At 51.0% G+C, this 12,628-nt stretch carries 9 protein-coding genes; all 9 read right to left on the reverse strand.

Annotation, left to right across the window (positions count from 1 at the left end):
* Positions 1–96: 96 nt before the first annotated feature.
* On the reverse strand, positions 97–1,806 hold the full coding sequence (locus V8F51_RS14725; protein WP_337101035.1) for an ABC transporter substrate-binding protein: 1,710 nt from the start codon (positions 1,804–1,806) through the stop codon (positions 97–99).
* A gap of 67 nt (positions 1,807–1,873) precedes the next feature.
* Entirely contained in the window at positions 1,874–2,773 is a 900-nt protein-coding gene (locus tag V8F51_RS14730) for a carbohydrate ABC transporter permease (protein WP_337101036.1), read from the reverse strand.
* 17 nt (positions 2,774–2,790) lie between these two features.
* Positions 2,791–3,762, reverse strand: coding sequence for an ABC transporter permease (locus tag V8F51_RS14735; RefSeq protein ID WP_442956430.1), 972 nt, complete (start codon positions 3,760–3,762; stop codon positions 2,791–2,793).
* Between the two features lie 296 nt (positions 3,763–4,058).
* Entirely contained in the window at positions 4,059–6,308 is a 2,250-nt protein-coding gene (locus V8F51_RS14740) for a helix-turn-helix domain-containing protein (protein WP_337101080.1), read from the reverse strand.
* A 181-nt stretch (positions 6,309–6,489) separates the two neighbouring features.
* On the reverse strand, positions 6,490–7,908 hold the full coding sequence (locus tag V8F51_RS14745) for an alpha-L-fucosidase (protein ID WP_337101037.1): 1,419 nt from the start codon (positions 7,906–7,908) through the stop codon (positions 6,490–6,492).
* Between the two features lie 394 nt (positions 7,909–8,302).
* Positions 8,303–9,316: an asparaginase gene (locus V8F51_RS14750; protein ID WP_337101038.1), complete on the reverse strand. Its 1,014-nt coding sequence runs from the start codon at positions 9,314–9,316 to the stop codon at positions 8,303–8,305.
* Positions 9,317–9,336: 20 nt separating this feature from the next.
* A complete protein-coding gene (locus tag V8F51_RS14755; RefSeq protein ID WP_337101039.1) occupies positions 9,337–10,632 on the reverse strand; it encodes a glycoside hydrolase family 125 protein in 1,296 nt (431 codons plus the stop codon).
* 20 nt (positions 10,633–10,652) lie between these two features.
* The gene (locus tag V8F51_RS14760) at positions 10,653–11,351 is read right to left on the reverse strand and encodes a copper homeostasis protein CutC (RefSeq protein WP_337101040.1); all 699 of its coding nucleotides are present in this window, start codon (positions 11,349–11,351) and stop codon (positions 10,653–10,655) included.
* A 16-nt stretch (positions 11,352–11,367) separates the two neighbouring features.
* Positions 11,368–12,621: an alpha-L-fucosidase gene (locus V8F51_RS14765; protein WP_337101041.1), complete on the reverse strand. Its 1,254-nt coding sequence runs from the start codon at positions 12,619–12,621 to the stop codon at positions 11,368–11,370.
* Between the last annotated feature and the right edge of the window lie 7 nt (positions 12,622–12,628).

Here is a 12,628-nt window from a genome sequence, read left to right on the forward strand (position 1 = left end):
GTCCTTAGATAGAAGCAGGAAGCGAACCCAGGGGGTTACACTTCCTGCCAAAAATAAAGCTATTGAATTTGATTGCTCCAGCTTCGTTGCTAAATGCTAGTCCTTCTTAATTGCATTGCCGTAAATCTCAAGGTATTTCGCCAAGTTCAAGCCTTCGAAGCCTTTTACGTACGAATCCCAATCTTTATCGATGTTTTTGCTGCCGATAATGAACTGTGCCATATTGGACGTTACATAATCTTGAATGGCAGTCGTCAATTGCGATGCCGCATCCATATCATCCGGGCGGATGAATACGCCCGACGGATAAATTTCGGCCGGCGAATAAGGAGCATACTCATTCGTCGCTTGCGCCAAACGAGTCTCATAACCTTCCGCTGCAAGCGGATCCTGGCCAACGGCGAACAGATCGCGGAATTCTTTGGACAAGTCCCTTGGACCCATCAATGACCAGCTGTCGTTGCGGATCAGATCCGGATCGGCTTCCGGAATGCCGTAGAAGCTGTATTTTGCCGGTTTACCGTCGATATTTTTCTCGTCGGCTTCTGCTTTCTTCCATGCGAAGCCTTCTTCTGTACCATTTTCGCCCAACAAGGCTCCTTCTTCGCTGAAGGCATAGTCCATGATTTTGATTGCTGCGATTTGCTGTGCTTCGCTCGCTTTGTTCGTAAGCGCGAATTGGAACTCGCTGATGCCTTGCGAAGCGCCTGCAAGCTGCACGCCGTCCGGCCCTTTGAGCGGAGGAACGATGACCCAGTGCTGGTGTCTCGTTACTTTGCTGTCATAAGGATTAACCAGATAGCTGACTAGCGCCGTTGTGATGGAACCAACCAGCTCATCGCCCTCGCGGTTGCCCAGCTGTCCGATCGCTTGATCGTTCTGCGTGAACGATGCCGGATCGATCAAACCGTCCTTATAAAGCTTGTTCATATAAATAAGCCCTTGCTTCCAAGCTTCCTGATTAGCGGCGAATTCAACTTTGCCGTCGTTCTGAATCAAATACTTGCTATTATCGTTATAAATGAAAGAGTTCATCAAAAAGGCGTCAACGTTGCCGTTCCACACATTTTTGTTCGGCGCGCCTGTCAAAGGAATTTCGTCGGCTTTGCCGTTGCCGTTCGGATCTTGCTCCTTGAATGCCTTCAGAACGGTATACAGCTCATCTGTCGTCGTAGGAACGCCAAGTCCAACCTTGTCGAGCCACTCCTTGTTCATCCAGAATTTCTGGGAGAACGTACAGTGGTAACATTCGTTAAGACGCGGAAGCGCATAAATGTTGCCGTCCGTCGCGGTGATCGCTTCTTTGAAGTACGGCTTCTTCTCCATCATCGCTGTAATGTTCGGTGCATACTTCTCGATCAAATCGTTCAGCGGCAAGAATACGCCCTGCTTGCCGTATGTGAGCAAGTCGGTGTGCGTGAATTTACCTTCTAGGAAAACTTCTGGATAATCGCCGCTCGCGAGCAGCAGTTGACGGCGGTCGATAAGAGCATCTGCCGGCGCAACATCCCACTTGATCTTGACATTGAATTTTTCCTCAACATGTTTCGTATAAGTGTTATCTTCCCAAGCTGCCTTGCCCTGCGGCGCAAAAAACGTCATCTCAACCGGACCCGATTCTGTATTTGTTGTTCCGGCGTTATTCGTTGCCTTATTGTCGCTGCCCTTACCGCAGGCCGACAAAATCAATGAGACACTTAATACGAGCGCTAGCATGGAGAATACCGTTTTTTTCAATGTTACCCCTCCCGGAATGATTGCTTTTTTGGATGTTTGATTGTTTGAATGCTTGAATGCTTGATTCATACTTAGCACCAACTGAAACGGCATCACCCCTCTCCATTCATTTCCTTAGCCCAGCCGTGCTATTCGCCTAGCCCTTCAATGAACCGATCATGACCCCTTTGACAAAATGCCTCTGGACGAATGGGTACATAATGAGCACCGGAACGGAAGCGACGACGATGAGCGCGTATTTCAGCACCTGCTCTAAGCCTTGCACGCGCATTTTGGCGGCGGTGCCCGCAAGCATCTCCGGATCCGCGGCATTCAGAATAAGCAGGTTGCGAAGCACATATTGCAGCGGGAACAGCTTCTCCGACCTTAAGTAAATGAGAGCGTCGAAATAAGCGTTCCAATGTCCCACGGCATACATGAGCGTCATAACGGCAAGAATCGGCTTGGATAACGGCAGCACGATGCTGAGAAGAAATCTTATATCGCGGCAGCCGTCGATCTGCGCGGCTTCGGATAATTCCTGCGGGATGGACGATTGAAAGAACGTTCTGGCAACGATGACTTGGAATATCGACAAAGCGCCAGGGAGCCACATCGCCCATCTCGTGTCGAGCATATCGAGATCCTTCACGAGCAGGTAGGTCGGTATGAGACCGCCACTGAAAAACATCGTAATCATAAGTAAAATCATTATGGCGTTGCGTCCATAAAACTTTTTGACAGATAGCGGATAGGCAAGCAGTACGGTAAACAACAAATTGATCATCGTACCGAATACCGTATAAATAATCGTATTGTAATAGCCATACATCAACTGCGAGCTGTTAAAAATCGATTTGTACGCCCGAACGCTGAATTCAACCGGAAACAGCCACACTTGACCGGAAACGACCGCACGCGGCGAACTGAACGACGAGCTGATAATATAGAGCATCGGATAAAGCACCGCAAGCGTCAGAAGCCCGAGGAAGATGTAGATGACCAGCAGGAACAGCCGATCGCCCAGCGGCTCTTTGATTTTTGTTGTTTTTTTCATCGATTATTCCCCTCCCCTTACCATAGGCTTGTCTCGGAAATTCGTTTCGCAACGAAGTTCACGGTAATCAATAAAATCAAGTTGATGATGGAGTTGAACAGGCCGACGGCGGAAGAGAAGCTGAAGTTCGCGCCGACAAGTCCGACCTTGTACACGTAAGTGGATATCACTTCGGAAGAGCTTAAGTTAAGCGGGTTTTGCATCAAATAAATTTTTTCGAAGCCTACGCCCATCACATTGCCAAGACTAAGAATGAGCATGGTAATCGTAATGGGAATAAGGGAAGGAAGATCGATATGGATAATTTTTTTCCATCTGGAGGCGCCGTCCATTTTTGCCGCTTCGTATAATGAAGGATCAACGCTGGCTAAAGCCGCGATATAAATAATCGACGCATACCCCATTTCCTGCCAAACGCCCGACCATACATAAATCGACTTGAAATATTCCGGGACGCCCATGAAATTCGTCATTTCTTTGCCGAGCATCGTAAACACCCGATCGACGACGCCGACATGCGGCGTAAGCATAAGCATGACGATCGATACCATGACAACCGTCGAGATGAAATGCGGCGCGTAAGTGACCATTTGCACCGTTTTCTTGAACATCCCCGTTCTGATCTCGTTAAGCGCGAGCGCCAGCAAGATCGGTATCGGGAAGCCTGCAAGGAGAGAGTAGAAGCTGACGCCAAGCGTGTTTTTAATAATTAGCCAAAAGTTCGGAGATTCGAAGAACGCCGTAAAATGTTTCATTCCTACCCACTGGCTGCCCCATATGCCTTGCACGACATTAAAATCCTTGAAGGCGATCTGCACGCCGACCATCGGGATGTATTTGAAAATAATTAAGTAAGCGACCGGTAAGAGAACCAGAAAGTAGAGTTCCCAATGTCTCATTATTTTGCTGGACACCGTTTGCTTGTTGCCGTGCTGTGTACTTTTCCGTAATGCTGCCTTATTGACCGCATTCGCCTGTGTATGTTCCATTTGGCATTCTCCTTTGCAGCGATTTTACGAAAGCTTAGCTTGATGTGTTGTTGCTTGTGTCCTGGCTCACACTCCGATTCTATCCCCTTTACAAAACATCCATCAATTCGTAAGTTTCTCGCACATCCCCATTTTCGATAATAGGCTGGAAATGACAATAATTTAGCGAACTTGCTGCCTTTTTTGCGTTTTTCACATATCCTTAATAATTCGCCGAATACCCGTCATCCCGCGCTGCGCAAGCAAAAAAAGAGCTTAAGCACACGGTGTCCGCATGATTAAGGCTCTTCATTGGATTATGCATTATTCGCTTCGTTTCTTTCTCCCAGCTGCTTGCGGAAGTCTCTCGGAGAGAGACCGACGACGTTTTTGAACGCTCGGTTGAACGAATTGTAATTATAGTAACCAACCTCGCCGCTGATCGATTGCATCGTTTTCTGCGTTTCAAGCAGCATCTTCTTCGCATAATCGATCCGTAAGCCGATCAGGAAGTCGACGAAATTTTCGCCGAACTCCTCTTTGAACATTTTGCTCAAATATTTGGCGTTCAGTTGGAACTTGCTGCTCAAATAATCAAGCGACAGCTCCGAATTCGCGTAGTTATGCTCGATATAGGAACGAATTTCGATAATAAGTCCTTTATTGCTGTGAGAATCACGCTGCGCATTGACTTTCTCGACCAGCATCTCGAAGATTCGTTCACTTTCATTCTGCAGCTCGTCCACCGTATCCCATCGCTTAATTAACCGCATCAGCTCATTGTGAATGTTGCGCCAGATGCTCCGATAATCCTTGGACAGCTCCATCAGCTCGCCCTCCAGATGGTGGAGGCAGAACTGCATCAAGCTTTCGATTTCTTTGCGCGGCAGCAGCGACTCTCTGATTTGAGCGTAAAACACGCCTAGGTGCTTCCTCCAATCAGCCTCGGCAAGACGAAGAGACTGTGAGAGCAAATAGATGGTTTTGAAATACTCCTGAATTTCCTGCTGCGGCCTAACGGTATCCTCTGCCGTTATGAGCCGATTAGCGCCAAGTACCGCCTTGAACTGCAAGCAATAGCTAGCTTTCTCGTACGACAGATGGATTTGCTCGACCGTCGCCGATGGTTCTCCTTGCCCGATCGTAATATTGAAGCTCACATTTTCCTCGATCCACCCGCGGCAAGCGTCGACGATTTCCTTGCTGCCCGCGATTGGTTCCTGGTCCGAAGGTATCCACAAAATAAGGGATATGCGATCGTCAGCCGTCCATTCCGCCCAAACCGAGGCTTTGTTGTTTTTGGCCGTTTCATGAATGACGCTGTATAACGTGAATTTCAGCAGCGACTGGTCTCGTTCGTTATACATCTCGGTGAACGCAAGGTACGAGTCGATTTCCATCACATAGACGACGGCGGTTTTGTCCTGTGTGTCAATATCATAGCTGCGAAGCTCAGTATCCCAATTTTTGTCGCTCATTTTCACAGTACCTTCGAGCACATTGCGAAAATGATACTTCTTTTGCATGATCAGCTTTTCCCGATATTGTTCCTGGAAGTGCTTCGTCTCGCTAACGAGACTTTCGAGCGTCGTTTGGATAAAGCCGAATTCGCCGGCAGTCTCTTTATGTGTTCCCGGAGGCTTGAGCGAATACGTATGAATGAGCGTAACGAGCTGCTGAATAGGTTTATAATTGCGTTTCGTTACATAGATTACCCAAATAATGCCGATTACCACAACGGCAATAGCAAGCACAAACCAGATGTTATAGAACGTAAGCGCAAGCTTCAAACCTTTCGTTTCTTGAATACCGCTATTAATTTGCCAACCGGTGTAAGGGGAAGTGAAAGTAGACATGATCGCCTGCGAACCGTCTCTAGAGGCAGATTTTGCGTTTGCGGACCGCGTCTCAGACTCTTCGGCCAACACGTCGTTTCCCGCGCTATCGATCATGCTGACGAAGCTGATATCCGAATTGTACATGCGGCCAATCAGCTCTTGGAACTTCGACAAGCTGACGTTCACGACAAAATACCCTTTTCTACTGTTATACGGCGCTTCCTTCACGAGCGTAATGACTTGCTTGATTTCGCTCGTATCGAACGCGCGGAACTCTCGCTTGGCCGTCCATTTTTGGTCGGCGCTTTTTTTCATCGAAAAGTTTTTGATGAAATCCGCATCCCGCAATTCCTCGATCGATCGCGGCGCGTCGCCGAGAACGGCCCCGTCGCTGAAGCGGATGAAATATACCGAGTCGATAATTGGATAGTTGAACTTCAGGTCGTCCATGACCTTAAGCGCCTGTATATTCGCGAACACATCCGTGCCGCCGCTCGTGAAGTAACGGTTAACGTCCGTATTGCTCAGAATTTCCCGGACTACACGGTAATCAATGTCCTTAAGCGACTTATCCGTAAAGTGAATGACCTGCTCTGCCAAAAATTCATTCGCTTTGACCGCTTCCCTGCGATTTTGTTCGTTCAGCGTTTGGAAGAAGACGACGAATAAAATCATCGTAACAATCGTAAAGACCGGCAAATACGACAACAACAAACGGCGAAACCACATTTTGTTCAATTCGGGTACCCCTTCCCCTTTTGCTTGTCTATCTGTTATACCCTATCCCGTACTGGAAGGACAAGCATTCGGACTGATCGTATTAATATCTGCCATCACAAGCTAGCAGATACGCCTAATACTTCAAAAAACTGACACCTTTTGTGGAGGCGTCAGTTTCTGTCTGCTATCGTTATGGAAGCAATCGGAATACATGCGCGGCAGGAGCCTGTTCCGCCTGCTCGGACAATGGCATCGCTACGCGAAGTCCGTCGTCCGTCCTCTCGAAGCGCAGCTTCTCTCCCGTATGGATAAGCTCAATGGCCGATACTTGTTCCATATATGGAATGGTGATTTCACTAGGCACCGCCATCCGGTCTTCCTCGTAAAGACGGAAAGCGTATACGATTCCTTCTTTTTGAGTAAAAGCGAATTCGCTTGTGTAATAAGGCGCGCATATTCTCGTGCCGTATACCGAATCGCCATATACGTTCATCCAAGCGCCAAGCTCCTTAATCGTCGCAATCGCGCCTTCCGGAAGCCTTCCGTCCGGCTGCGGTCCGACGTTGAGCGCCAGATTGCCGCCCTTGGAGACGACCTCGAGCAGTATGCGAACAACCTGTCTGAGCGTCTTATACTTATCCTCGTAGCGGAAGGAGAACGAAGTGCCAAGCGTAATGCAGCTCTCCCAAGGTACGCTGAGCGGCTTATGCGGAATGGATTGCTCCGGCGTTACATAGTTTTCGTAAGGACCCCCTACCGTTCGGTCCGCCGACAGCAGCCAAGGCTGCGTTTGGCGCGCGCGATCAACAAGCTCGCCTAGTCTAATATCCTGCGGCACTCTGCCGCCGTCGCGCACCCAGCCTGCATCCAGCCACAGCACGTCGATACGACCGTACTTCGATAGCAGCTCCATCATTTGCTCATGCGTGAATTGAACGAATTGTTCCCACAGCTCTGGGTGCTGCTTCGGATCGTAGGACGGTCCGCGCCACATATCATTGCCCCGCTCCATGTCCGGCGCCCAATAAGTTGGCGTATGCCAATCGGCTTTTGAGAAATAAGCGGCGATGGCTAGTCCTTTGTCGCGGAAAGCATCAAAAAGATTTTTGCATATATCGGCATATTTATGCGTATGAAACGGCGTATCCGGTCCCGTTATCTTATAATCAGTCGTCGCCGTGTCCCACATGCAGAAGCCGTCATGATGTTTTGTCGTTAGTATAAAATATTTGAAGCCGCCCTCGGCCGCGAGGTCAGCCCATAGCTCCGGCTGCAGACGGACCGGGTTGAACGTTTTGTTCAAGCCGAAGTATTGGCGCTTCAGCTCTTCGCTGTCAACTCCCCAATCGATGCCGTCTCTCGACCAGTCGCCGTCCTCGTCGCTAAGCGCCCATGATTCTACAACGCCAAGCTGCGAGTAGGGGCCCCAATGCATCATAATGCCGAGCTTTTGGTCCTTGAACCACTCCAATCTCTCGAGAAGAAGCGGATCGCTTGGTTTCACCCATTCTTCCTCGCTGCTGTAATTGTGTACGCCGTTGTGCACCTCGTCGGCAGCTTCCTCTGTCTGTCCAACTTGCTCCGCTTGAAGTATTTCCTCATTGCTCATATTCGTCCGTTCCTCCCTAATGGTCGCGATTCACTCGGCTCGCGGTATCATGCTGCCGCCTTGCTACCATTAGGTATAGTACATATATGAAGATACCCGCAATTCGCATGTTTCGCTGCAATTGCCGTTTTTCGTTAACGCTTTGTAAAGACAGGCGGTTTTATTAAAGTTACCTATTTTCCACTAGGTTGCTTTTTTCAAGTTGAAACGGCTAAGGCCGTCCTTTGGCGGCGTGGCGCGTTTCATTCCGGAGAAATATAAGCATAGTATAAGCATCCCATTTTATACTTTCTTATATTTCGAGAATAACCAAAAACCGCCTCATTAGCGTCCCGGAATCGAACGCAATGAAGCGGTCTATACGTTTACCATTTCGTAGTTGGCCGAAATACTGCTATTCGTTACGGTTCAGCCGAAACACCGCTTTATTCTCCCCTACGATGACACCGCCATCATTGCGAAAAGCTTTAGGGGCGAGTGCGTATAAACGATCGATCGTCTCCTGATTACGATAGCCGATCTGCTCTAGAATTGATGCGATGATCGTTGGCCAGGCATCCTCTGAGCCGTCGAGCACCTTCAAGGCAAAAGCGATCCGTTCGTCGCGCAAGGCGAACCCGTATATGCCCTTCGCTCCGCCCTTAGCTGCGATATTCGGATCCTTCAGCAGAATCGAACAGATAAACCAAGGAGCCGAGACCATCTCAGCATGCTCATTCATGAGCCTCCCGATATGCCCGGCTGCCCGGCTCGCCCCCTCATCCGCAATGAGATCCGGGCAAGCAAGCTTCAGAAACATCCGGGCAATATGGTTGAGCGGCAGCGCATGAACGGGAAAGCCGCAGCCGTCGATGCCGACGCGGATGCTTTCCTTCGGATAATCGGCCATATCGGCTATCGTGTCCAGCACATCGACCTGCGCCGGATGCTGCGATTCGCCGTAGCCTTCGAGAGGATAGCCTTTCTGCTTGCTGTAAGCCAGAATGCCCATATGCTTGCCCGAGCAGTTATGATAGAGACGGCGCTTCGGCTTGCTGGCCAATAGCATCTCATCCCTCGCAGCCGGGCTAAGCGGATGCGAGGGAGAGCAGATTAACTGCTCCTCGCCGAGGCCAAGCTTGGCCATCATCGATTCCAGCGCCTCGACATGATACGGCTCCGCGCGATGGGATGCCGTCATGATTGTACACTCCTTATCGGTCAACCCGAACGCTTCAGGCGTTCCATGAACGAAAGCCGGAATCGCTTGGAACGGCTTGGCCGCGGAGCGCAAATAAGCCATCCATTCCGGATCGCCTGCGCTATAGACGATATTGCCATGCTCGTCCACGCCGCATACATGTCCGAAATGAATATTTTCGATATGTCCCCCGCGGTACTGCTCTGCTAATCGAACTGCGGTTTCCACCTTGCTCCAACTCCCTCCCGTTACATGGATAACAGCGACTTCAACTTGTTCTCTTGCATCAGCTTATACACGAGCTCGGCGAACAAGCTGTTGGCCCAAGCGAACCATGGCCGAGTAAATTGTTCCGGATCGTCCACATGGAAGCCTTCGTGCATATAGCCCGTACCCGCATCCGTATCCATAAGCATACGCAGCAGCTCCGCAATCTCTGCATCGTCGGTCGACGTGAGCGCCTGCATGGAAAGGCCTATCGGCCAAATGTAGCGGGCAGGCGTATGAGGACTGCCGATTCCTCTGGCATGCACGCCTTCATAGTAATAGCGATTATACTTGCTAAGAATAAATGCTCTTGTATTTAAATAAATCGGGTCGTCCTTGTCCGTATAACCGAGATACGGCATAGCCAGCAGGCTTGGCACGTTCGCGTCGTCCATCAGGTTGTAGTTGCCGAAGCCGTCGGTCTCATACGCATAGATGTCGCCGAATACCGGATGGCGGTAAATCCCGTAGGTTTGGATGCCGAAATCGATTTCCTCGCGGAGCGTCGATGCTTCGAGCTTCAACTGCTCATCGCCATAGACGGTCTCCGCAATCTCTTCCATATAGCCGAGCACGACGCTAGCGAACATATTGGCTGGTATCAAATACCCGAACGTGCACGCATCGTCGCTTGGCCTAAAGCCCGACCACGTCATGCCCGTATAGTTAACGGGCATCCCCATTCTGTCGTTGCGCAGCGTATCGCTCTTCGGACCCGTCGTACGCGCGAAGCGGTACGGCGATTGCTCGAAATGCCGCTGCTCCGTGCGCCACAGATCGATGATCGTCTTCATCGTCTTCTTGTAGGCTGAATCGAACAAGGAGGTAATGCCCGTCTCCTTCCAATACAAATAGCTAAGCTGGATCGGATAACATAAGGAATCGATTTCGTATTTGCGCTCCCACACCCATGGATTAAGCTCGGTCAGGTCATCCTCGTATCGATTGTCGTTGTCCTCTTCGTTGAAGGCGTTCGCATACGGATCGATTCCGATGCAAAGGATTTGCCGCCGCACGAGTCCTTCGATCATACGCTGCAATTCCTGATCTCCCCCGGCCAGCGGTAAGTAATGTCTGACCTGTGCGCTTGAATCGCGCAGCCACATAGCCGGAATATCGCCGGTAAATACGAACGTCGTAGCGTCCTCGAGCAATCGTGTTGTCGTCTCCAGCGTATTCGGAAAACATTGTTTAAACAGCTTTAGCAGCTTCGGATTGCCCGACAGCTCCTGTTCTGCCTGCTCCAGGCAGCTCCTAACGGATTGCGGTAAGCTCATGATGTGGGTCTCCTCTATGTTTATTCCGCCTTGGCGGCAATCAGATTCGCTTTGGCGACAGCTACTTTGGACGCTGAAACAAAGCTGCGTCCCTGCTCGTCCCGTTCCCGTACGCCGGTTCCCATATGGATTTCGTCAACTCCGGTCGCTCGCACGAACGGGATAATCGATTCGATCGCGAGGCCGCTGCCCGGCATAAATACGATTCCGTACCGCTTAGCAGCTTCGCGCAACTGTACGACCTCTTTCATTGCAGTCCGTACATCGGGCTTGCCGCCGGAGGAGAGAACTCGGTTAACCTCCTTGAACTCGGTTAACTCCTTCAAGCTTGCCTCGAGGTCCGGCGTATCATCGATCGCTCGATGGAAGGTGACCGGTAAGCCATCGGCGGCTTTCATAAGAAGACGCATCGCTGCCTTATCGATGTCTTTGCTTGCCTCAAGAGCGCCAAGGACAAAACCGTGGGCACCGACCCGGCGCAGTGCATCCATATCGCTGACCATCGCCAGCAGATCGCCTTGGTCGTAACAAAATGAACGGCTATGCGGGCGAATCATGACATGCACGGGGATTCGAACGGCTTCAATAATGATTGCCGCCATACCGACACTCGGCGTCAGCCCGCCTTCGGACAACGCGGCGACCAGCTCAATCCGATCGGCGCCGCCCGCTTCGGCCGCGACTGCGTCAGCGACTGTTTCTGCAATTACTTCCAACATCTCTGTATAACTCCTTTCATTCTCCGTAGACGGCGAACGACCTAATGAAGGGCTCGCCTTCGCTTTCCAGTACGGTAAGTCGATAGCTCTCCGAATGAATCGGTACGGCGAGCGTATCGATTTTTTTATGACCGATGGCGCTTCCGCTTGCAATCCGTATCCATTGACCGTCAATCCATGCTTCTGCTATATAACTTCGAACGCGCTCGCCTTGCGTGATATCTTCCATAAGGACAAGTCGCTTAACCGCTTTGCCGGGAGGAAGCTGAACGACCGTGGAACGACCCTCTCCGTTACTCTGCCCTAGCGGATTGCCGAAACGCCGCCTCAGCTCGCTGCCGAATTCCGCCAAGCGTTCCGCTTCCTCTTCCAGGAACAGTCCCCTATTATCAGGTGCGACGTTTAGCAGCAGTGTGGCGCCATGTCCGACTGATCGCTCATACAGATCGACCAGCTCCTCAAGGCTGCGCAGCGGCGTCTCGTCGTTCGGATGCCAGAACCAATGGTTGCCGCGAATCGGCACGGGACATTCGGCAGGCACCCATGCCGGCGTCTCCGGCAGCCACGCTGTCATATCATTCGTGAACATGCTGACCCTCGCCGCTTCCGCCGCGTTCCAGCACGGATATGGCGCGAAGCCGTCTTCGTTGCCGACCCATCGCACCGTTGGCGCTCCCATGTTGAATACCATTGCATCCGGTTGGTACTTTCTCACGAGACCCATAATACGGGGCCAATCATACGTTCTGCCCTCAGAGCCCGCGCCATCGAACCATATTTCGACGAGCGGTCCATAGCCGGTAAGCAGCTCTGTCAACTGCTCGCAATAAACGTCGTCATAGGCAGCCACATCCGCATATCTAGAATCGTGGCGGTCCCATGGCGATATATAAATGCCGAAGGGCAAGCCTGCCTCGAGGCAAGCATCCGCGCATTCCCGCACGACATCGCCTTTGCCGTCACGCCACGGACTGGACTTGACCGAATAATCGGTCGTCTTCGTAGGCCATAAGCAGAAACCGTCATGATGCTTGGCCGTCAGCATGAAATAACGGAAACCCGCATCCTTGGCACTACGAACCCATTGCTGCGCATTCAATGCCGACGGGTTGAAGGCGGCAGGGGAGTCATCCCCTGCTCCCCATTCACGATCACAAAACGTATTTAATCCAAAGTGGCAAAACATGCCGAGCTCCAAGTCCTGCCATGCGGCTTGCTGCCGCGACGGCTTCGCGCGCTCCATCTCTACCATCGATTTTCCTCCGTTCATTCTCGGT

Source organism: Paenibacillus sp. YIM B09110 (genome assembly GCF_037167145.1).
Lineage (GTDB): Bacteria > Bacillota > Bacilli > Paenibacillales > Paenibacillaceae > Pristimantibacillus.